Consider the following 21,177-nt stretch of genomic DNA (forward strand, 5'->3'; position numbering starts at 1 on the left):
TATGGGTTCTACTCCTGAGTCTAGGGAAAGAAAGAAGCAACGTGAGGAGAAGAAGGCGAGGGATACGGAGAAGGCGAAGGAACAGGCAGGCATGGTAGAAATCGACCACGATTTGGTTCTTAAAGTTGCTGTGGAGAACTTACGGGATACTTTAGTGGTATTCGTAATTGGGTCAGGTACTGACAAAATGTATCATGGAACCTTTGCGAAGATGACCGCTGGTGCTGCGATTGGGGTTCTTATTAGTAACGTAATAGCGGTTGATAGAGAGGTAGAGCGTCAACTAAATGAACTATATACCCCGCAAGAGAGACAAGAACATCGGGATGAGGCTATGCTTCTAATTCTGGAAGGCGGGGGTGGACGTGAATAAGAAAGAGCTTATTTGCGAGATTTTTATCTTTGGAATCCTAATAATGGGGTTGTTAGGGGGTGGAGTAGCCTCCTTAATCATTCATCTTTTTCACATTGGTTTTGATGTTGAAAGTTTCAGCGCTTCATCACTGCTTAGCGTAATGAAATACGTTGCTCCATTGCTGGCTTTATGGGGTATTGCTTCTGGTCTGGAAAACTATTTCAGGAAAAAACGTAAAAAGTAAGGGCGGGCTCTATAGAAACCATGGAAGCCGCCGCACCGCCGTTCTAGCGGCAATCAGGAGGGGCAAACGCCCCTCCGCTTTAGCCGCCTTTCGGCGGCGGGGCGCTGGCGCGCCCGCGCGGCTAACCTGAATTTTTCATCAAAATAAGAACGGCGGTCCTTTTTGCCTTATAATTCAAGCTCCTACACAAGAGCATAAGAAAGAACCGCCGTGACGAAATTGTGCCAAGAATCCATCAACTTGCCAGCTGTAAAACGCCGCAGGATCCGCATTGAGTTTGGAGGTAGTCATTTAACCTCCGATGCCGGTGCACACCTCCTTCGCCTCGTCGACCGTCGTCTCGGACTGACCGACCAGTTGGCAAAGCGATTACCCGATGATCGGGTGGCCTGGCGCTGTCAGCATAGCCTGCGAGATATGTTGTGCCAGCGTATTTATGGGCTAGTGGGCCGTGCGGAAAATAAGGTTACATGACTTGAGTTCGCGTATACTCACCTTATGGATGCTCCTGACGTTTTTACAATTACCGCTCATGATGCAGCGACCTTGGAGAGCTGGGTTCGCAGCACCTCGCTTCCGCAGGGTCAGATTACTCGAGCGAAGATTATTCTGGCTCTGTCGGAAGGCGTGCCAGTGATGGACGTGGCTGCGGCCCAGCGCGTGTCTCGCAAGACAGTTCACAAGTGGAAGACGCGCTTTATCGAATCGGGCCCGGAGGGTTTGCTTGACCAGACAAGGCCAGGGCGACCGTCGGTAATTGATGCCGAGATCGTGAACCGTGTTCTCACATTGACGACGAGCCGCATTTCTCATGAGTCCACTCACTGGAGTGTCTCGCTGATGGCGAAGTACGCCGGTGTTACCACATGGCAGGCTAGGCAAATCTGGAACGCTGCAGATCTGAAGCTACACCGACTCAGAACCTTCAAGATCAGCAGTTTGCCGAGAAAGTGGTGGATATCGTTGGTTTGTATATGGACCCGCCGGACAATGCCTTGGTGCTGTGTCCGTCGTTGGTGGGCAAGATCACCTCTTCTACGGGATGTTAGAAATATGAAGTGGCTGCTATTTACAATTATTTTTTCTTCTTCGCTTGTTATTTCTTCATGTGGAAAAGAAGAGTCTGCACTTCTTGTTCCTATGTCGGCATTGCTTGGAGACCCTGAAAAATTTGGAGGAAAAAGGGTCGCTGTGGTCGGTTTTCTAGGGCGAGGAAGTGATTTATATTTGACAGAGGAGCATGCGAAGGTAGATGACACCAGCTCTTCCTTGCTTTTGAACTTGTCGGAAAAAGAGAGAATGAAGACAAACAAATCCTCATGCAAAAATAAGTATGTTGAGATTGTTGGGGTTTTTGGCTTGGTCCGAATAAAGGGTTTGACGCCGAGAATTGGCATTAACAAAGTTGCATCCATTAAGGATAAAATAACTCATTCGGATTGCATTGGACTAAAGGGAGATGGAGGAACAGGCGGATGAAAATTGTGGGAATGAATACGAGTGTGTAACCGAAGAATGAAAACCACATTCCTCAGGCTGCTCTCCCTACTTGCAATACTGGCCGCCGGGTGCAGCGCCCCGGCGAGCCTGGTGGATGCGGACTGGTATCAGGTGGAAACGCCCCATTTCCGCATCGTGACCAATGGCAGGCCGGCGATGGTGGAGGAACTGGCGCGGGACCTGGAGCGGTTTCGCGCGGCCACTTCCCAGCTGTTGCGGGTGCGCAGGGACCAGCAGCGGCTGACGGTCTTTGCGTTGGCCAATAGAATGAGCTACGCCGGGATCGTGGGTGAGAAGCAGTCGAGACACACCGGCGGGATGTTCCATCACACCAGCTATGGCAGCTTTGCACTGGTCAATCTGGAGCGCTACCGGTTTATGCGCGAGCACCCGGCCCGGGAGTTCCTGTTCCACGAGTACACGCACTTTCTCACCTATGGCAGCAGCCCGGTGCAATATCCCTTCTGGTACAGCGAGGGCTTTGCGGAGTTTTTCTCGACGGTGAGGTTCCCCGACGACGGTTCCTATGTATTCGGCGATATTCCCGTAGATCGAGGCAGCTCCCTGGTCAATGATCGCCCCATGCCGCTGGAGGACCTGTTGCGGGCGACACCGGCAACGGTGGACAGGGATCAGCGCCTCAAAGTCTATGCCGGGGGCTGGATGCTGACTCACTGGTTGATTATGAACAGCGACAGAATAGACCGGATAGGGGAGTATATCGATGCCTACAACCGCGGTGCCGATCCGGTAGATGCACTGACCGGGGCCCTGGGTATGCCCTTTGAGGATCTGGAGCGGGCCTACCTGAAACAGGCGAGGGGCAAGTTCCCGCGGCGCAAGGGGCAGTTGCCCGACGATTACCGGCCCGTGGACCCGCAACCCCAACCCATGCCACAGCGACAAGCGGTGGCCGAAATCGCCCGCTTTATGGTGATGTCCGGGCGCCAGTCGGAACCCCTGAAGGAGCTGGTGCAGTATGCGCGCACCGAGAGGGCGGACAGCCACGAGCTGACGTCGGTGATGGCGGTCGCCGAGGCGCAGGCCGGTGACTTTGAGCGGGCGAAGGAAATGCTCGCGACCATTCCCGCCGATCTGCACGGCGAACTGTGGTACCGCGGTGCCGAGGCCTGGCTGTGGATGGATCGGGAGCTGCAGAAGGGGGCGGAGAGCGATCCCGAACAGATGGCGGCGGTGCGGGACAGGTTCGTTTCCCTGGTCAACGACAACGACGAGGTGGCGGCCCACTGGTACGGCCTGGCCGTCGCCATGCAGAAGTTGGGCTACCTCCGGGAAAAATACCTGGAGATGCTGGAGCAGGCCTATCTGCGCGCGCCGCGGGAGCGGGAGATTGCCTGGTGGTATGCCCATGAACTCTACCTGGACCGGGACGCCGAGCGCTTTGCCTATGTGACGCGGCCGCTGCTGATGCAGATCGATGGGCAGGCGTACCGCGAACAGTTGCAGTCCATGCTGGCGGACCTGTCGGTCGACGGTGCGCCAGCGGCACGGCGGGCCGGAGAGACATTGGGCGCTACCTTCGCCAAATACCGGGGCTACTCGGCCCACAAGGCGCTCGCGGTGGCGTTCGATTACAAGGGGGCTTATGCGCTCGGCTATGTATTCGACTCGCCCGACCAGGACGCCGCCAATGACCGGGCGCTGGCCGCCTGCGAATCCCGCCGCACCGAATCCGATGTGGAGGCACCCTGCAGGATCTATGCGGAGGGAGACAGGGTCGTCGGTGGCGCCGATGATTCCGCGCGCCGCTTGTAGGAACCTGTCTTGCAGGCGATTTCCGTAGCGGGACCGGTACCCTATTAAGCGCCGGCAGGGCCGGCTCCTGCGTCGGGTGGAAAGTGTTGGAGGTCCGTCGCCAGCGGGGGCCGGCGGTATTCGCCGCGGTCAGCGCATCCCAAACCGGATCACCGCCTCGGTAAAAAGGCTGATGGCGTTCCTCAGCGGGCCGTACCAGATATTGTCGGCGCCACCGTGCCGGCTGCCGATATCCCGGTGATTCTGCTCGTCTTCGAGTATGGCGGCGACGGTGTCGTAGGCGGCGCGGTCGGATTTGCTTTCCAGATAGGAGAGTTGTGTGTGCAGGTGGTTGACCACCACGGATTCCACCGCCCAGGTGCAGGCCATTATACCCTTTCTGCCCAGCAGGGCGGATACCGCTCCCATAAAATAACCCCCCAGCCCACAGAGCCAGAAGCTTTTGCACTTGATACCGTTGCGGGAGCGGATTTCATCCCAGAATATCTGCAGGTGTCTTTTTTCGTCCGCCAGAAAGGATTCGAGCAGCGGTACCAGATCGCGCATGAACAGCCGGGCGATAAATAGTTGGGAGCGGTATATGTTGATCGCCCCGAACTCGCCGGCATGGTTCACTTTGAGGATTTTTCTGGGGGTGTCCAGGAGCCCCTTGCTGTCTTTGTATTCCATGGGCCGTACCTTTGCGTATCGCCCTTACCCGGGAACCGCTGCACCGTCGAGCACCTTCTGCAAGGTGGTGATTTCTCCCTGCAACCCGCTGTCGGGAAACTTCTGCCGTACAAATGCCAGCAGTTTCTTCGCCAGATCCTCCCGGTTGAATCCGTCCAGGTAGATCTGTGCCAGCAGGAGGTAGGCCGCATCCAGCCGCCCGTAGTCGCTGTCGTCCTTGTGCAGGTTGACCAGCAGCCGTGCCGCCGGCCCGTATTTCTGCTGCCGGAAGAGCGCCTCCGCCAGGCCGTGGCGCAGGTGGGATCTGTCGATGGTGGGCAGCGGGTCTGTGGCCAGGTAGAGTTCTGCCGCCTTGTGGGAGCGGTTCATGCGGATAAATTTATCCAGCAGGTGCGGGCCCAGTTCGCGCAGGGCCTTTTTATCCTGAGTGGCCAGCAGCAACCGGTAGTAGCGCTCGTTCAGGGCCGGGTCGTCCGGGTGGCGGCGCAGGATGTCCACCAGGGTACGCCGTGCGGCCTTGAAGTCGCCCTCGCGCATCAGTATCTGCGTGTCCGCCAGGGCGCGGGCGCGGTTGAATTCCGGCTCTTCCAGGTAGTCGCCATCGTCGTCCCGTTCGGCGGCGATCCCCAGGCGCCGCTGCTTCGACAGGCAGATATAGCCCATCATGGCACTGGTGACGATATAGAAGTAGCTGGTGCTGGCCGCCACCACCGGGATCAGGGCCCAGGGAGGCAGTTTGCTGGCGACGATCTGCAGCAGGTAGCCGGGGGCCGAGGAGACGGCACTGGTGGCCAGCCACAGCAGCCAGTAGGGCCAGCCGATGATCAGCGTGAACTGCAGCAGCTTCAGCGGGTTGATGGCCGCGCGCAGGCTGCCTTCCAGCGCCAGTACGATCATCGCCGCCGGTGCCAGCAGCGACAGCGCGATGGAGTAGAGTTGCAGCGGGCCCTGACCCATCTTCGCCACCTGAAAGCCGACAAAACCGGCGATCAGTGTCATGCCGATCACCTTCAGGAACAGCGGTGCGCTGTTGCCGTCCAGTGCGTCGCCGAATCCGGGTGCTTCCAGTTTGCCCCGCGCCAGGCTCTCGATCACCAGTAGGTTGTAGCGGCTCACCAGTGCGATTCCCGCCACCAGGATCACCAGCGAGAGAAGGCCAAGCCCGGAAATCATCAGGCTCACCGCCGAGGCCAGCGCCAGCACGGTCAGGGGGCCGGGCTGCAGCGCGTAGCGGAAATAGAAGAGCCCCATCTGCCAGAAGGGCCGGGCGCTGTTGCTGGCTCCGATAAAGTCCAGCGGTTGGCGGCACAGTGGGCAGTCGGGCCGGCCGGTGGGATAGTTGGCGGCGGCGCCGGGGATACAACGGCCGCAGTAATGACGCCGGCAGGGCTCGCACTGCCAGGCGGCGTCTCGGCCCGAGTGGTAGTTGCAGGATTCGGTCATACGTCTTTCCCTGTCGATTATTGTTATTCCCTCAAGTTTTCGGGGCTCAGTTCCAGGAGCCGGAGCGCCCTTCTGGGACACGCCGTTAACCCATCCATGGGGGCTTGTCTGCGAGGTCCCTCTCACAGACAGTCCCAGAAGGGCGCCCCCCGCCCCGGCTGGTGCCGTCTCGAACCCCGAAACTTGAGTTATTCCCTGGCGGCAGTTTAGCGGCGGCCGTTGCGGCGGCGCAAACCTCCACCACCGCCTGCGCTGCCGGAACAGCTGTTAAAATAGCGCCCGATTCACGGGCAAAACCCGAACCATGAGCGAACAACAGGATTGCAGTATGACGAACGCAATGCAGGTGCAGCTGGTAGAGACCGCCGCGGCGGAAACCTGGGGCGACAAGGCGCTGATCAGTTTTGCTGAAAACGGCGCGACGATCCACGCCATCGAGGCCGCCGGCGGTCCCCTGGTGGCGGCCCAGCGCGCCGCGCGCCGCCTCGACGGCATGGGTGTGCCGGCGGTGAAGCTGGTCGGCGACGGCTGGGATCTGGAGAGCCGCTGGGCCTTCCGCGCCGGCTATTTCAACCCCACGCGCGACAATTCACTGGACTGGGGCACCGACGACGCAACCGAGCTTAAAGAGCTGGAGGCCCGCGAGAAGGCTGCCCGCTGGGTGCGCGAGATCACCAACGGCACGCCGGAAGACGTATCGCCGCAGGTGCTGGCACAGAGCGCTGCCGACCTGCTGCAGGAACTGGCACCGGATGCGGTCAGCTACCGGATCATAGCCGGCGACGACCTGCTCAAAGAGGAGTTCGTGGGGATCCACAATGTCGGCCGCGGCAGCGTGCGCCCACCGGCGATGCTGCAGCTGGACTACAACCCCGCCGGCGACGACAGCGCGCCGGTGGACACCTGCCTGGTGGGCAAGGGCATCACCTTCGACTCCGGCGGCTACAGCCTCAAGCCCTCCGCCGGTATGGCGACGATGAAATCCGATATGGGCGGCGCCGCCATGGTCACCGGCGGCCTGGCGCTGGCGATCGCCCGCGGCGAGCTCAATAAACGCGTGCGCCTGTATCTGTGCTGCGCGGAAAACCTGGTGTCCGGCCACGCCTTCAAGCTCGGCGACATCATCCGCTACAAGAACGGCGTCACCGCGGAGATTCTCAATACCGACGCCGAGGGGCGCCTGGTGCTGGCGGACGGCCTGATTGCCGCCTCGGAACAGGAGCCGCGCTGGATTCTCGATGCGGCCACCCTGACCGGCGCCGCCAAGGTGGCGGTGGGCCGCGATTACAATTCGGTGCTCAGCTTCGAGGACGAAACCGCGCAGAAGGTACTGGACGCCGCCAGTGCGGAAAACGAAAAGGCCTGGCGCCTGCCGCTGGAGAAATTCCACCTGGAACAGACCCCGTCCGGATTTGCCGATATCGCCAATGTCGGTGCCGACGGTACGCCCGGCGCCTCCACCGCTGCCGCTTTCCTGGCCCGCTTTGTGCGCGAGGAAGGCCGCGGCTGGGTGCATATGGACCTGTCCGGCTCCTACCAGCCGGGCGCCGGCGATCTCTGGGCACAGGGGGCCAAGGGCCACGGTCTGAGAACCATCGCCCGCTTCCTGCAGAAAAGCTGAATATTCCTTCGGAAACCGGCTCTGGAACTGTGTACCAAAAACGGGCACAGTTCCTGCTTGAATTTTTTGCAATAGCCGGGCAGTGGCGAGGGTTTGCCGCTGCCGGCGGCGGGCGACGGCAACTGCAAGGAGCGGGGGCGCGCCCGGGCCGACAATAAAGTATAAAAAGTAACAGGGAGCGTCACTCAATGCGTATTCTGCTGTTGTGCAGTGCCTTCAACGGCTTGAGCCAGCGGATTCACCGCGAACTGCATCTGCTCGGTTGCAGTGTCTCGCTGCAATTGGCTACCGGCTCCGCCGAAATGGAAAGGGCGGTGGCGGATTTCCGCCCGCGCCTGGTCGTCTGTCCCTTCCTGACCCGGCGTATTCCCGCCGCTATCTGGAAAAAGCTTCCCTGCCTGATCGTACACCCCGGTATCGAGGGCGACCGCGGGCCCTCTTCGCTGGACTGGGCCATCGAATACAATCGCACCGAGTGGGGCGTCACACTGGTACAGGCCGACGAGGCAATGGATGCCGGGGATATCTGGGGCAGCGCCGTCTTTCCCCTGCGCGCGGCGGGCAAGTCGGGACTCTACCGCCGCGAGGTGACGGCCGCCGCCGCCTCCCTGGTCAAGAAAGCCATCGCCGCCCTGGACGATCCGACATTCCGCCCGCGCCCGCTGGACCCGGCTACCGCTCCCGGCCAGCTGTTGCCGGCCATGACCCAGGCGGACCGCGCCATCGACTGGCAGCGGGATAGCACCGATACCGTGATTTCGCGCCTGCGCGCCGCCGACAGCGCACCGGGTGTGCGGGAGGAGATCGGTGGCCAGTGTGTCTACCTCTACGGTGTTCGCAGGGAGCAATCGCTCACCGGGACGCCCGGCGAGTTTGTCGCCCACAGCAATGGCGCTGTCTGCCGCGCCACTGTCGACGGTGCCGTGTGGATAATGCAGGCGCGCGCCGCCGACGGGATCAAGCTGCCCGCCGCGGAAGTGCTGTTGCCACTGCTGGATGAGGCCCCGGGGGAGCTGGAAGCGGTCCCCGCCGCCGCCGAAGATATATGGAGCGAACACCGCGGGGATGTGGCCTATCTCCATTTCGATTTTGCCGGCGGCGCCATGGACACCCACCAGTGCAGGCGCCTGCTGGATCACTACCGGGCGCTGCGCTCAGGCGATGCCGCGGTAATCGTGCTGATGGGGGGCGAGGAGTTCTGGAGCAACGGCATTCACCTGAACCGGATAGAAAGTTCCGAGGACCCCGCACAGGAATCCTGGCAGAATCTCAATGCGATCGACGATTTCGTCGAGGCGCTGATCGACACCACCGACAAGATCACTGTCGCCGCGCTGCGCAACAATGCCGGTGCCGGCGGCGCCATCATGGCGCTGGCCTGCGACCATGTCATGTTGCGCGAGGGGGTGGTGCTCAACCCCCACTACCGGACCATGGGGCTCTACGGCTCCGAATACTGGACCTACCTGCTGCCTCGGCGCGTGGGCGCGAAGCAGGCTGCGACGCTGGTGCGCAATTGCCTGCCGCTACTCGCCAGTGAGGCGCTGCAGATCGGCTTTGGCGACGAGGTGTTCGATGAGGACTGGGATATCTACCGACGCGAGCTGGACCGCTTCTGCCAGTCGATAGCGCGAAGCGCCGATCTGGGCGCACAACTGCAGGCCAAGGCGGCCATGCGCAAGGAGGACGAAAAACGCAAACCGCTGCGGCAATACCGGGACGAGGAACTGGAGGAAATGTCCGCGATTTTTTTCGACCCGCAGGCCCGATACCACCGCGCCCGCCGCGATTTTGTCTACAGAAAAGCGGCTGTGGAGACGCCGGCGCACCTGCGCAAGAAGGCACCCCTCTGGCAGCGGCTGGTATTTTCCTGACCGCGAGCCCGCCGGCCTTTCCCGATCAGTGAGTGAATCCCCATGCAGACAACGGAAACGCAAGCGCCGATATCGCAACCCGAAACGGACCGGCAACCGCATGAGTGTGCCGAACCCGGCCCGGTGCAGCGGGAAACCTGCGCCAACTGCGGCACCGGGTTGCTGGGGCCGCACTGCTACGCCTGCGGCCAACCGGTCAGGGGTATGGTGCGGCACCTCTCCAGTATCGTCGGCGACCTCTTCGATACACTGCTGGCCCTTGATTCCCGCATCGTGCGCACCCTCTGGCCACTCTTTGCCCGCCCGGGGTTCCTGACACGCGAGTATTTCGCCGGGCGGCGGGTGCGCTATGTGAGCCCGGTGCGGCTGTTTATCTTCCTGTGCCTGAGCGCCTTCTTTTTCGCAAAGCTGAATAGCGGGGCGGGGGAGGTGACCGATAATTTCCGCGCTGCGGACAGTCCCGCGGAGGTGCGCCAGCACCTCGAGGCATCGCTGGCGGAACTGGAGCAGACAAGGAGGGAGTTGGCCGGGTCCCCGGCCATCCTGCTTGCACTTTCCGAAGCGGAACAGGAGCTGCACCGGCAGGCACAACAGCGCATCGTGGCCCTGGGGGGCGCGGAAGCTGGCGATCTGCCGCCTCTGGAAACAACCGGCTGGGACCCGCGGGAATCGCCGTTGGACATCGACGGTATTCCGCCGGCCACCAACCGCTGGCTGACCGAACAGGCCGTGAACCTCGATGGCAACTGGGCTTCAATTCGCAGTGATCCCGAGCGGATGAAAGAGCTGCTGTTTGGCGCCATCCCCACGGCGTTGTTTATCCTGTTGCCGATTTTCGCGCTGTTGCTGCGGTTGCTCTACCTTTTCGAGCGGCGACTCTATATGGAGCACCTGATCGTGGCCCTGCACAGCCACGCGGCCCTGTGCCTGGTGCTGATGGTGGCGATCCTGCTGGGAGGTGTGCGCGCCTGGCTGGGACCGGACAGGGTCCTCGCCACAATCTGTGACGCGACCACCGCAATCCTGTTGCTGTGGATGCCCCTGTACCTGCTGTTGATGCAGAAGCGGGTCTACGACCAGGGCTGGCCGATGACACTGGCAAAATACTTGCTTCTCGGCTGCTGCTACGCGGTGCTGCTCGGTATGGTCATACCCCTGACCATGGTGGTTAACCTGGCCATCCTGTGATTACCGGATGCAATCCCCGCCCGAATACCCGTTCTTTCCAATGGAAATAGCCCCCACCTGAACTGATCTGCTTTTCGGGCACAACGTTTTTGCGGGAGGCGATGAGGTGACAGAGGAAACGGCGGAACAGATCGCGCTTCGCAAAAAACGCGAGAAACGGCTCGTGGCCGCTATCCTCGTATTCCTGTTTCCCCTGCTGGCCATCGCCATTGTCGGCGGCTACGGCTTTGCCATGTGGATGCTGCAGATGATCTTCGGCCCGCCCGGCCCCCCGGGGCACTGAGGCCGTTTCCGTGACTGACACCCTGCACATCGCCAGCCTGATCCTCTATGTGCGGCCGTCGCAGAGGGCGCTCTTTGAACAGTGACTGCGGCGTGAGACACCGCTGGAAATCAGATCACCGCGCCGATTCGCCAGGGCGCAAACTCGTTGTCGCCGTAGTCGAGTTTTTCGCTGGCGCTCTGCTCGCCGGAGGCGATGGCCAGTATGCGCCGGAAAATAAACTCGCCGCGCTCGGCCACCGTGTATTCGCCCTCGAGAATGCCGCCGCAGTCGATATCCATATCCTCGCTCATGCGCCGGTACAGGTCCGAGTTGCTGGCCAGCTTGATGCTCGGCACCGGCTTGGCGCCGAAGGCGGAACCGCGGCCGGTGGTAAAGCAGACCACATTGGCGCCGGAGGCGATCTGGCCGGTAACCGACACCGGGTCGAAGCCGGGGCTGTCCATGAACACCAGCCCCTTGCTGCGCACCGGTTCCGCGTAGAGGTAAACTCCCTGCAATGTGGTGGTGCCGCCCTTGGCCTGGGCGCCGAGGGATTTTTCCGCGATGGTCGTCAGGCCGCCGGCCTTGTTGCCCGGCGACGGATTGTTGTTCAGGGCCACGCCGTTGATCTCAGTGTAGTGCTCCCACCAGTGAATCCGGTCCACCAGTTTCTGGGCGATTTCCGGGCTCGCCGAGCGGCGCGTCAGCAGGTGTTCGGCGCCGTAGATTTCCGGCGTTTCCGAATAGATCACCGTGCCGCCGTGGCGCACCAGCAGGTCCGAAGCCGCACCCAGCGCGGAGTTGGCGGTGATGCCGGAATAGGCATCGCTGCCGCCGCACTGCACCGCCAGCGTCAGCTCCGACGCTGGCACCGGTTCGCGCCGGCAGGCGTCCGCCGCCGGCAGCATTTCGGTCAGTTTTTCGATACCGGCCTCCACTGCGGCGCGGGTGCCGCCCTGCTGCTGGATGGTCAGTGTCTGGAACAGCGGGCCGGTTTCCAGGCCGTTTTCCTTGAGCACGCTGTTGACCTGCATCGCCTCGCAGCCGAGGCCGATCATCAGGACGCCGGCGAAATTCGGGTGGCCGATATAGCCGTTCAGGGTGCGCATCAATGTGCGGTAGCCCTCGTCGTCGGACGACATGCCGCAACCACTGTCGTGGCCCAGGGCCACCACGCCGTCCACATTGGGGAAATCGCGCAGTTTGCCGCTGTGCTGGAAATGTGCGGCAACGGCGCGGGATACGGTCACCGAACAGTTGACCGTGGAGACGATGGCGAGGAAATTGCGCGTGCCGGCGCGACCGTTGGCGCGGCGATAGCCCCTGAAAGTGGCGCGCTCGCTGTCGGCGACATAATCGGTGGGGGTGACCTCGCTGCAGAAAGCGTAGTCTGCATGGTGGGCCCTGGCCGCCATATTGTGCTCGTGCACGTGTTCGCCGGCGGCGATGGCACAACTGGCGAAGCCGATGACCTGGCCGTACTTCAGCACCGGCTCGCCGGCGGCGACCGGGCGCACTGCCACCTTGTGCATGGCGGGCACCGCGGATACCAGCTCCAGCATGGAGCCGCGCCAGTTCACCAGGGCCCCGGCGGGCAGCCGGGCCCGGCACAGGGCCACATTGTCGCTTTCGTGTATATGAACTAGATCCATCTCTGCACTGACTCCGTACCGGGCCGGCGGTCCAGGGCGTTGCCGGCGGCTGGAAATCTTATTGTTCTTGTGTGCCGCCAACCGGTTGCGGGCTTCGAGCCTCTGGCCCGGTATCGAGGCAAACCGTTAACTCTGTGAATGGCCGCAATCTATCACTATATTGGTAAGGCCGCAATCTTGAGTTTGCAAGATTTTGGTAAGACTGTACTGGCAGATGATCTGTTGTGGCGGTTTAACCCCATCTGCTAAACTCGCCCGACACTGTAACTACCCTAAAGGGAGAGACACCTCATGCAGGGTGCGCGACTCTATCAACAGGTGGCGGAGCAGCTGGCCGCCGCCATTGCCGACGGGGATTATCCCCCCGGCACACGCCTGCCGGCGGAGCGCAAGCTGGCCGAGCGTTTCGAGGTCAGCCGGCCGACGGTACGCGAGGCGATCATCGCGCTGGAACTGGCGGGCTGCGTGGAGGTGAAGGGTGGCTCCGGGGTCTATGTGGTGGACGCCGAGGCGGGTTCCTTCAAGGCCGCAGATTCCGATATCGGCCCCTTCGAGATCCTGCAGGCGCGCATCATGTTCGAGGGCGAGGCCGCCGGTCTCGCTGCCCGGCAGATGTCCGATGAGGAGGTCGCCGAACTGGAGCAGATTCTGCAGGAGATGATCGCCGAGAACGCCACGCAAGCCACGGCGGAAGTGGCGGATGAGAAATTCCACCTGCATATCGCCCGCGGCACCCACAACGACGCGGTGGTTTCCGTCTGCGAGCACCTGTGGCAACTGCGCAACAGCTCCACCGTCTCCGCGCGCATCCTGGAAAAGGTGCGTCAGGCCGGCTCCAAGCCGCGCATCGAGGAGCACCTCAACATCCTCAACGCCGTCAAGAACCGCGATGCCGACGCCGCGCGCAACGCCATGCGCGACCACTTGCAACGGGTGGTGCAGCAGTTGCTCGACGCCACCGAAGCCGAAGCCCTGGAGGCCGCCCGCCGCGAAGTGAATGCGGCGCGCGAGCGCTTCGCCATGCCGTAACCGGTGTGCTGAGAAATCGGCGGCGAGCGGCCTGTGACCGGCTGCTCACCGCTGCCCCTCCCTTCCTCTCATCCCCCTAACCACCTGCCGCCCAGCGGTTGCCATGCCAAAATTGGTATGACAGACTCATCCAAACCTCTTCTCTGGTCTTGCCGCTTTGGCGGGGCGAGGCTTTGCAGCAAAAGAATAACTTTCAGGGGGCAAACAGATGAGATTCAGCAGGCGCAGTTTCCTGGCGTCCGGACTGGCGGCGGCCGCTATACCGGTGTTGCCGCGGGCCATGAGCCGTCCACCCGAAGCGGACTACAGCGGTCCCTGGGGCCGGGTACCGGAAATCCTGGACAGTATCCGGCTGCCGCGGATCCCGGCGCGGGATTTCGATATCCGCGCGTTTGGCGCCAAAGGCGACGGTGCGGCGGACGACAGCGCGGCCTTTGCGGCGGCGCTGACCGCCTGTGGTAAGGCCGGTGGCGGCCGCATCCGGGTGCCGGCGGGGGAGTATCGCAGCGGTCCCATCCACCTGGTATCCAATACCGAGCTGCACCTCGAAGAGGGCGCGACGCTGCGCTTTATCCCCGAGCCCGAGCGCTACCTGCCGGCGGTGAAGACCCGTTGGGAGGGCGTGGAGCTGATGGGCTATTCGCCGCTGATCTACGCTCACGATTGCGAGAATATTGCCCTCACCGGCAAGGGCCGTATCGATGGCGGCGCCGACTGCGATACCTGGTGGCCCTGGAAGGGCAAAAACTCCAAGTGCGAGTTCGTGGAGAGCCCGACCCAGAAATCCGGCCGCACCGCCCTGTTCACCGACGCGGAAAACGGTGTGCCGGTGGCGGAGCGGCTCTACGCCGATGGCGCCTACCTGCGACCGCCGCTGGTGCAGTTCTACCAGTGCAGCAATGTGCTGGTGGAGAACGTGACCCTGGAGAACTCCCCCTTCTGGCTGGTGCACCCGGTGCTCTGCGACAGCGTCACTGTGCGCGGCATCACCGCCCACAGCCACGGCCCCAACTCCGATGGCTGTGACCCGGAATCCTGTCGCAATGTGCTGATCGAGGACTGCCTGTTCGACAACGGCGACGACTGTATCGCCATCAAGTCCGGCCGCAATGCCGACGGCCGGCGCCTGGCCGCGCCCAGCGAGAATATCGTGATCCGCAACTGCCAGATGCGCGATGGTCACGGCGGCCTGGTGATGGGCAGCGAGATCTCCGGCGGTGTACGCAATGTGTTCCTGGAAAACTGCATCATGAGCAGCCCCAACCTGAAGCGCGGCCTGCGTATCAAGACCAACGCCATGCGCGGGGGCGAGATCCACGATATCCATGTGCGCAACGTCAGCATCGGCCAGGTGCGGGATGTGATCGTGATCAACTTCTTTTACGAAGAGGGGGATCAGGGAAAGTTCGATCCCGAGGTCTACAACATCTTCGTGGACAACCTGCGCTGCGACCAGGCGGAGCGCGCTTTCCATATCCGCGGTTTCGCCCGTGCCCCGATTCGCGGGCTGCATCTCTCCGACAGCGCCATCGAACAGGCCGATTCCCTCGGGGTGATCGAGGAGGTAACTGGCCTGACCGTCAGCCGTGTCGATATCAACGGGGAGGTATTCCGCCCCGGTTGATCCGGGCAGGCCGGCCACTTCTGGAGTAGAGGCGCTTAATTCATCTTTCTGGCAGGAAAATTGGCGCCATTCTAGGATTGGTCAGCCCAAAATGTTGTGAGTTGGTCATCCTTATGCGATTATCAACTCGACATAAGAATAAGTGGTATTACCGCCTGGGTTACCAAAATAAGATAACAGCGGAGATGTCTGTGAAACTGTTCAGCCAACTCAGTCTGATTTCCATGGCGATTGCGGCCCTCGCTGCCTGTGGCGAAGCGAAGAAGCCGGCCGGCGACGCCGTGTCGGACCCCGCGGCCGAGAGGTCGGCGTCGGAGTCCGAACCCGGGGAAATCGCGCGCCTGGAGCTCGCCAACCCGTCGAATTTCAAACGGCTCGATGAAGCGGTCTACCTCAGCTATCACGAGCTGGGTCTGCAGCGGGATTACAGTGCGCCGCTGGCCGTATGGCAGCAGCAACAGAAGATACCGGTGCAGTCGATCGACCGGGATGCCGACGGCAGCAATGACGGCATTCTCTTTACCGTCGATGTGGCCGTGGACGAGCGGCTGGATCTCCGCATTACCGAGGGAGCGGCCGGGGACGGTGCCAAACGTACCCAGGCGGAAATCTCCCACAAGACCGGCGGCCAGTGGGTCGAGCGCGAATACAAGGGCGGTCGTTTCCAGAACGTCGATGCGCTGGATGTGCCCGCCGAACACACGGACCACTCCTACTTCATTCGCTACGAAGGGCCGGGCATCGAATCGGACCTGGTGGGTTACCGCGTCTACCTGGACTGGCGCAACGGCTTCGATATTTTCGGCAAGCGCACGCGGGAGCCGGTGCTGCAGGATGTGGGCCAGGACGGGTTCGACTCCTATCACGAAATGGCCGACTGGGGGATGGATATTCTCAAGGTCGGCAGCGCGCTGGGCATCGGCGGCTACGGCTACTGGGACGGCGAAAAGGCCGTGCGGGTCAGCGACGTGCAGGACTGGACGGCGGAAATTGTCGACAACGGCGATCTCTATTCCTCGTTTGCACTGCAGTACGCCGGCTGGAAACCCGAGGCGGAAAAGCAGACCGATCTGGACACCGTGTTATCCATGCACGCCGGCAGCCGCCTGGTGAAAGTCACCGCAAAAACGGCTTCCGAAATCGGCCCCATGGTGGCCGGCCTGGTCAAGCACCCCGGTACCGAACGGATCGTCGGCAACCTGGATATCGGCGGTAGCGAGTGGACCTACATCGGCACCTACGGCGAGCAGAGCCTGGACGGCAGCAAGCTGGGGATGGGGCTGCTGGCCAAGCGCAAGGCGATCGAGGAGGTCGCCGAAGACGAGCACAACCACCTGCTGGTGCTCGAGCCCAAAGCCAACGAAATCAACTATTACTTCACCGCCGCCTGGGAGAAGGAAACCCCCAGCGAGCACGGCCCGATCACCGGTATCGAGCAATTCCGCACCTACCTGAAACAGGAAGCGGAAAAGCTCACCATGCCGCTGCGCCGCCATCTGACCACGTCGGCCAGCGAGGCGCTGACCGAGCAGCCGCTCACTGCCGGCTCAGCCCTGCAGTGGAGCCAGCGGGTGGCGGACTCCGAACTGGAGCGCAAGACCCTGGATTACGCTTTCGGCGGTTTCGACCCGATCCGCAAGCGCCCGTCCTATTTCGAGTACACCACCGGTCTGCTGATGCAGGCCTACGACGACCTCAACCAGGTGGCACCGGATCCCCGCTATGCCGACGCAGTGGAACAGGTCATGGGATCCTTCGTCGGTGAAGACGGCACCGTCAACGGCTATGTCCAGTCGAAATACAATATCGACAGCATCAACGCCGGCAAGATGCTGTTGCGACTGTTCGAGCGCAACCGGGACCCGGACTTCAAGGCCGCGGTGGATACACTCTACCGGCAGCTCGAGGATCACCCGCGCACTTCCGCCGGAGCCTTCTGGCACAAGAAACGCTACCCGGGACAGGTCTGGCTGGACGGTGTCTACATGGGGATTCCGTTCCTCGCCCACTACGAGCAGTTGATGCACGAGGAGCCGGATTTCGACGAGGTGCTGGCGGAATTCAAGGTAGTCAACGAAAAACTGCGCGATCCGGAAACCGGGCTCTTCTATCACGCCTGGGATGAAATGCGCCAGCAGGAGTGGGCAGACGCGGAGACCGGCCTCTCCGGCTATCACTGGTCGCGCGGCATGGGCTGGCTGGCAATGGCGCTGGTGGATGTACTGGAATTCATTCCGGAAGAAAATACCGAAGACCGCCAGTACCTGTTGGAGATGATTGCCGACCTGGCGCCGGTGCTGCAGGAATACCAGGATGCGGAAAGCGGCACCTGGTACCAGATCATCGATATGCCGGAAGGGCGGGGCAACTACCCCGAGTCCACCGGCAGCACCATGTTCACCTATTTTTACGCCAAGGCCATCAATAACGGCTACCTGCCGGAAGATTACGTCGGCACCGCGAAGAAAGCCTATCGTGGCCTGCTGGATGAATTTGTGCAGGTCCATGCCGAGGGCACTGTCAGTATCACCAATATGTGCCAGGTGGCCGGGCTCGGCTACGGCCGCGATGGGAGCTATCGCTACTACATGAGCGAACCGGTTTTCACCGACGACCCGAAAGGCACCGGCCCATTCATCATGGCCGGTGTGGAAATGCACAAGATGCTGAGTCAATACAACTGATCAATCGACAAGTGGGGCTGGCCATGACCACCGTTTACGAAGAGCGCTATGCAGTACACCCGCGGGACTACGTGCACTACGACACGGATCGCCTGCGCGAGGAATTCCTGGTGCCGAAAGTCTTCGAGCAGGATCGGATCTGCCTGACCTACACCCACATCGACCGCATCATCATCGGCGGCGCCATGCCGGTAGAAAAGGCCCTGCCGCTGGAGGCAATTGCGCCGCTGAAGGCGGAGTATTTCCTCAGGCGCCGCGAGCTGGGCGCGATCAATATCGGCGGGCCCGGCTGTATCGAAGTGGACGGCGAGGTGTTCGAGGTGGGCACCAAGGAAGCGCTGTATGTCACCCGCGGCGCGCGCGAGGTGAAATTCAGTAGCAACAGCAGCGCGGCACCGGCCAAGTTCTACCTGAACTCCACCACCGCACACCGCGAGTACACCACGAAGAAAGTGGGGCAGGGCGACGCCCAGGTGATCGAGCTGGGCAGCGGCGAAACCTGCAACCAGCGCACCCTGCGCAAGCTGCTGGTCAGCGATGTGCTGGAGACCTGCCAGTTGCAGATGGGCATGACCGAGATTGCCCCCGGTAGTGTCTGGAACACCATGCCGGCCCATACCCACAGCCGGCGCATGGAAGCCTACCTGTATTTCAACCTGCCGGAAGACCAGGCCGTGTGCCACTTCATGGGCCCGCCGCAGCAAACCCGCAATATCTGGATGGCCAACGAACAGGCGGTGATCTCACCCACCTGGTCGCTGCATTCCGGCGTCGGTACCTGCAACTACACCTTTATCTGGGGTATGGCGGGGGAAAACCAGGATTACAGTGATATGGATTTTGTGCAGCCCTATGAACTGCGGTGAATAATTGGCGGGACTCGGAACCCTGGGAACGCGTAGCTCCAGCTGCGCAAAGGACCAAGCCCCGTAGCCGCTATGTAGAGAAAATTTGAGGTTTTGAAATGGCGAACTCACTGTTCGATCTGAACGGAAAACTGGCACTGGTAACCGGCGCCACTCACGGCCTGGGTATGGCCATGGCCGAGGGCCTGGGCAATGCCGGGGCGAAACTCGTGATTACCGGCCACTCCTCGCGGGAGAAAGTCGACGCCGCCGTCGCCGCGCTGCGCGACAAAGGGATCGATGCTCACGGCACTCTGTTCGATGTCACCGACGAGGCGCAGGTCGCCGATGCGGTGGGTCAGATCGAGCGCGAAGTGGCACCCATCGATATCCTGGTCAACAACGCCGGCATCATCAAAAGGGTGCCGATGCTGGAGATGGACCTGGGTGAGTGGCAGCAGGTGATCGACACCAACCTCACCGGCGTCTTCACCATGAGCCGCCCGGTGGTCAAGCGGATGATCGAGCGCGGCGCCGGCAAGGTCATCAATATCTGCTCCATGATGAGCGAACTGGGGCGCGATTCCGTGTCCGCCTACGCCGCGGCCAAGGGCGGCCTGAAAATGCTGACCCGCAATATGGCCACCGAATGGGCGAAACACAATGTGCAGGTAAACGGTATCGGCCCGGGTTACTTCGCCACCAGCCAGACGGCGCCGATCCGCGTGGACGGCCACCCGATGAACGAGTTCATCATCGGTCGCACGCCCGCGGGCCGCTGGGGCAACCCGGAAGACCTGCAGGGAACGGCAGTGTTTCTGGCCAGCGAGGCCAGCAACTTTGTAACCGGACAGATCGTCTATGTGGACGGCGGTATTCTGGCGACAATTGGCAAGCCCGCTAACGAATAAAACCGATTCTCCGCCGGCGAGAGGCGGAGCGAGAAAGCAGTAGTACTCGACAGAATAATAACGATCCCAAATCAGGGAAACTGCGATGAAAAAACGGGGTATTCACAAGCCGATCCTCTGGGCGGCAATACTGCTGTGCGCCACCTTGCCCGCCATCGCGGACGACTGGGTGCTGGCCGATCGCATCGTCGAGGATATCCGCCTGCCGGATATTCCCGAAAATGTCTATCCGATCACCGAGTTCGGCGCCTCCGGGGATGCCGACGCGCGCCCGGCGATCCTTGCCGCCATCGAGGCCGCCGCGCAGGACGGTGGCGGCCGCGTGCTGGTGCCGGCCGGTACCTGGCGCAGTGAGGGCCCGGTGGTACTGCAGAGCCGCATCGAGCTCCACTTGGCCGAGGGCGCCAGGCTGCTGTTTTCACCCGATGCCGAGGATTACCTGCCGGTGGTCAAGACCCGCTGGGAGGGAACCGAGGTCTACAGTTATTCGCCGCTGATCTACGCCAGCAATGTCGAGGATGTGGCGATTACCGGTAAGGGTGTGATCGACGGTAATGGCGACAGCCAGTTCCTGCCCTGGTATGAGAAGGCGGACAAGGATGTGCAGAAATTGCGCGAGATGGGCGCCGCCGGCGTGCCGGTAGAGGAACGCGTATTCGGTGAGGGTACCTTCCTGCGCCCACCCCTGGTGCAGTTCTTCCGCGCCGAGCGGGTGTTGCTGGAAAATTACACCGCCCTCAACTCCCCCTTCTGGATCAATCATCTGGTCTACACCGAGGACGCCACCGTGCGCGGCCTGCGCGTGGAGAGCCACTTTCCCAACAACGATGGCGTGGATATCGAGTCCAGCAGTAAGGTGCTGGTGGAAGACAACTGGTTTCGCACCGGTGACGATTCGGTAGTGGTCAAGTCCGGGCGCGACCTGGACGGCCGTGAGATCGGCATCCCCAGCGAGCGCATCGTCGTTCGCAACAATGATATGGGTGGAGAAGACGGCATTGCCCTGGGTAGTGAAATGTCCGGTGGTATCCGCGACGTCTTCTTTACCGACAATATTCTTCGCGAGGGCAAGTCCGCATTCCGCTTCAAGGCAAACCTGGATCGCGGCGGCCTCGTAGAGAATATCCACTTGCGCAACTTGCAGGTGGAATCCTTCGACAACCTTTTCTGGTTCCAGCTGAATTATCCCGGTGAACTGGGCGGCTTCTTTCCGTCCACCTATCGGGAAATCGTGTTCGAGAATATTCAGGTCCGGGAGGTTGATACCTTTCTGGAGGTGCACGCACCGGCGGGCGCGCCACTACGGGATGTGCAGTTCCGGGATATCCGCGTCGAGCGGGTGGAGAATCCGCTGATTGTCGAAAACGCGGTAAACCTGACTTTTGACCGAGTCCGGTTGGGTAGCCAGCAGATTGATGGAGTACTGAGCTGGCGAGAAAAACAACAATAATCTGCTGATGTAAGGGCAACGAGAAAAAAGCATTAAAAGTCCTACCT

Annotated in this window: 18 protein-coding genes and 1 pseudogene; 16 read left to right on the forward strand and 3 right to left on the reverse strand. The window is 61.5% G+C overall.

Annotated features, from left to right (window positions below; translation table 11 throughout):
- From OQE62_RS09535 to OQE62_RS09550, 6 genes and pseudogenes are all read left to right on the forward strand, one after another.
- Window positions 1–373 (forward strand): hypothetical protein (locus tag OQE62_RS09535; RefSeq protein WP_265721798.1); only part of this gene is annotated, 373 nt, incomplete at its 5' end.
- Window positions 366–599: a hypothetical protein gene (locus OQE62_RS09540; RefSeq protein WP_265721799.1), complete on the forward strand. Its 234-nt coding sequence runs from the start codon at window positions 366–368 to the stop codon at window positions 597–599. The genes OQE62_RS09535 and OQE62_RS09540, both read left to right, overlap by 8 nt.
- 210 nt (window positions 600–809) lie before the next feature.
- Window positions 810–1,073 carry a transposase gene (locus OQE62_RS19490; RefSeq protein WP_377535381.1) on the forward strand — a complete coding sequence of 88 codons (264 nt, stop codon included), beginning with the start codon at window positions 810–812 and terminating at the stop codon, window positions 1,071–1,073.
- 24 nt (window positions 1,074–1,097) lie between these two features.
- A pseudogene (locus OQE62_RS19495) lies at window positions 1,098–1,442 on the forward strand (helix-turn-helix domain-containing protein); the annotation flags it as partial.
- Between the two features lie 210 nt (window positions 1,443–1,652).
- Window positions 1,653–2,078, forward strand: coding sequence for a hypothetical protein (locus OQE62_RS09545; protein ID WP_265721800.1), 426 nt, complete (start codon window positions 1,653–1,655; stop codon window positions 2,076–2,078).
- A 36-nt stretch (window positions 2,079–2,114) separates the two neighbouring features.
- The gene (locus tag OQE62_RS09550; protein WP_265721801.1) at window positions 2,115–3,875 is read left to right on the forward strand and encodes a hypothetical protein; all 1,761 of its coding nucleotides are present in this window, start codon (window positions 2,115–2,117) and stop codon (window positions 3,873–3,875) included.
- A gap of 129 nt (window positions 3,876–4,004) precedes the next feature.
- Here the strand turns inward: OQE62_RS09550 and OQE62_RS09555 are convergent, their stop codons facing one another.
- Together OQE62_RS09555 and OQE62_RS09560 are read right to left on the reverse strand one after the other, a co-directional pair.
- Entirely contained in the window at window positions 4,005–4,544 is a 540-nt protein-coding gene (locus OQE62_RS09555; RefSeq protein ID WP_265721802.1) for a demethoxyubiquinone hydroxylase family protein, read from the reverse strand.
- Window positions 4,545–4,568: 24 nt separating this feature from the next.
- Window positions 4,569–5,987: a tetratricopeptide repeat protein gene (locus tag OQE62_RS09560; protein ID WP_265721803.1), complete on the reverse strand. Its 1,419-nt coding sequence runs from the start codon at window positions 5,985–5,987 to the stop codon at window positions 4,569–4,571.
- 328 nt (window positions 5,988–6,315) lie between these two features.
- Here OQE62_RS09560 and pepB point away from each other — a divergent pair, with 328 nt between their 5' ends.
- The 4 genes from pepB to OQE62_RS09580 all read left to right on the forward strand — a co-directional run bounded on the left by pepB (window position 6,316) and on the right by OQE62_RS09580 (window position 10,953).
- The gene (gene pepB, locus OQE62_RS09565; protein ID WP_265721804.1) at window positions 6,316–7,608 is read left to right on the forward strand and encodes an aminopeptidase PepB; all 1,293 of its coding nucleotides are present in this window, start codon (window positions 6,316–6,318) and stop codon (window positions 7,606–7,608) included.
- A gap of 188 nt (window positions 7,609–7,796) precedes the next feature.
- On the forward strand, window positions 7,797–9,482 hold the full coding sequence (locus tag OQE62_RS09570) for a hydrogenase maturation protein (RefSeq protein ID WP_265721805.1): 1,686 nt from the start codon (window positions 7,797–7,799) through the stop codon (window positions 9,480–9,482).
- Between the two features lie 42 nt (window positions 9,483–9,524).
- Entirely contained in the window at window positions 9,525–10,670 is a 1,146-nt protein-coding gene (locus OQE62_RS09575) for a DUF3667 domain-containing protein (RefSeq protein WP_265721806.1), read from the forward strand.
- A 106-nt stretch (window positions 10,671–10,776) separates the two neighbouring features.
- Window positions 10,777–10,953, forward strand: a complete 177-nt coding sequence (locus OQE62_RS09580; RefSeq protein ID WP_377535382.1) for a periplasmic nitrate reductase, NapE protein — start codon at window positions 10,777–10,779, stop codon at window positions 10,951–10,953.
- Window positions 10,954–11,063: 110 nt separating this feature from the next.
- On the opposite strand, the gene OQE62_RS09585 is transcribed toward OQE62_RS09580, so the two are convergent.
- Entirely contained in the window at window positions 11,064–12,587 is a 1,524-nt protein-coding gene (locus tag OQE62_RS09585; RefSeq protein ID WP_265721807.1) for a UxaA family hydrolase, read from the reverse strand.
- Between the two features lie 291 nt (window positions 12,588–12,878).
- Here OQE62_RS09585 and OQE62_RS09590 point away from each other — a divergent pair, with 291 nt between their 5' ends.
- The 6 genes from OQE62_RS09590 (at window position 12,879) to OQE62_RS09615 (ending at window position 21,130) form a co-directional block, all read left to right on the forward strand.
- Complete coding sequence (locus OQE62_RS09590; RefSeq protein WP_265721808.1) at window positions 12,879–13,616, forward strand: FadR/GntR family transcriptional regulator; 738 nt, start codon at window positions 12,879–12,881, stop codon at window positions 13,614–13,616.
- Window positions 13,617–13,824: 208 nt separating this feature from the next.
- Window positions 13,825–15,240, forward strand: a complete 1,416-nt coding sequence (locus OQE62_RS09595; RefSeq protein ID WP_265721809.1) for a glycoside hydrolase family 28 protein — start codon at window positions 13,825–13,827, stop codon at window positions 15,238–15,240.
- A 185-nt stretch (window positions 15,241–15,425) separates the two neighbouring features.
- Window positions 15,426–17,924 (forward strand): DUF4861 family protein, encoded by a 2,499-nt coding sequence (locus tag OQE62_RS09600; protein ID WP_407665942.1) that lies wholly within the window; start codon window positions 15,426–15,428, stop codon window positions 17,922–17,924.
- 23 nt (window positions 17,925–17,947) lie between these two features.
- On the forward strand, window positions 17,948–18,790 hold the full coding sequence (kduI, locus tag OQE62_RS09605) for a 5-dehydro-4-deoxy-D-glucuronate isomerase (RefSeq protein WP_265721811.1): 843 nt from the start codon (window positions 17,948–17,950) through the stop codon (window positions 18,788–18,790).
- 98 nt (window positions 18,791–18,888) lie between these two features.
- On the forward strand, window positions 18,889–19,680 hold the full coding sequence (locus OQE62_RS09610; RefSeq protein WP_265721812.1) for a gluconate 5-dehydrogenase: 792 nt from the start codon (window positions 18,889–18,891) through the stop codon (window positions 19,678–19,680).
- An 85-nt stretch (window positions 19,681–19,765) separates the two neighbouring features.
- A complete protein-coding gene (locus tag OQE62_RS09615; protein WP_265721813.1) occupies window positions 19,766–21,130 on the forward strand; it encodes a glycoside hydrolase family 28 protein in 1,365 nt (454 codons plus the stop codon).
- The last annotated feature ends 47 nt before the right edge of the window (window positions 21,131–21,177 follow it).

The sequence above is a fragment of the Microbulbifer halophilus genome, assembly GCF_026183675.1.
GTDB lineage: Bacteria > Pseudomonadota > Gammaproteobacteria > Pseudomonadales > Cellvibrionaceae > Microbulbifer > Microbulbifer halophilus.

Bases quoted from the DNA above. Each gene is read 5' to 3' on its own strand.
- OQE62_RS09545 (WP_265721800.1), top strand. From the start codon at position 1,653: ATGAAGTGGCTGCTATTTACAATTATTTTTTCTTCTTCGCTTGTTATT.
- OQE62_RS09550 (WP_265721801.1), top strand. From the start codon at position 2,115: ATGAAAACCACATTCCTCAGGCTGCTCTCCCTACTTGCAATACTGGCC.
- OQE62_RS09555 (WP_265721802.1), bottom strand. From the start codon at position 4,544: ATGGAATACAAAGACAGCAAGGGGCTCCTGGACACCCCCAGAAAAATC.
- OQE62_RS09560 (WP_265721803.1), bottom strand. From the start codon at position 5,987: ATGACCGAATCCTGCAACTACCACTCGGGCCGAGACGCCGCCTGGCAG.
- pepB (WP_265721804.1), top strand. From the start codon at position 6,316: ATGACGAACGCAATGCAGGTGCAGCTGGTAGAGACCGCCGCGGCGGAA.
- OQE62_RS09570 (WP_265721805.1), top strand. From the start codon at position 7,797: ATGCGTATTCTGCTGTTGTGCAGTGCCTTCAACGGCTTGAGCCAGCGG.
- OQE62_RS09575 (WP_265721806.1), top strand. From the start codon at position 9,525: ATGCAGACAACGGAAACGCAAGCGCCGATATCGCAACCCGAAACGGAC.
- OQE62_RS09585 (WP_265721807.1), bottom strand. From the start codon at position 12,587: ATGGATCTAGTTCATATACACGAAAGCGACAATGTGGCCCTGTGCCGG.
- OQE62_RS09590 (WP_265721808.1), top strand. From the start codon at position 12,879: ATGCAGGGTGCGCGACTCTATCAACAGGTGGCGGAGCAGCTGGCCGCC.
- OQE62_RS09595 (WP_265721809.1), top strand. From the start codon at position 13,825: ATGAGATTCAGCAGGCGCAGTTTCCTGGCGTCCGGACTGGCGGCGGCC.
- OQE62_RS09600 (WP_407665942.1), top strand. From the start codon at position 15,426: ATGTCTGTGAAACTGTTCAGCCAACTCAGTCTGATTTCCATGGCGATT.
- kduI (WP_265721811.1), top strand. From the start codon at position 17,948: ATGACCACCGTTTACGAAGAGCGCTATGCAGTACACCCGCGGGACTAC.
- OQE62_RS09610 (WP_265721812.1), top strand. From the start codon at position 18,889: ATGGCGAACTCACTGTTCGATCTGAACGGAAAACTGGCACTGGTAACC.
- OQE62_RS09615 (WP_265721813.1), top strand. From the start codon at position 19,766: ATGAAAAAACGGGGTATTCACAAGCCGATCCTCTGGGCGGCAATACTG.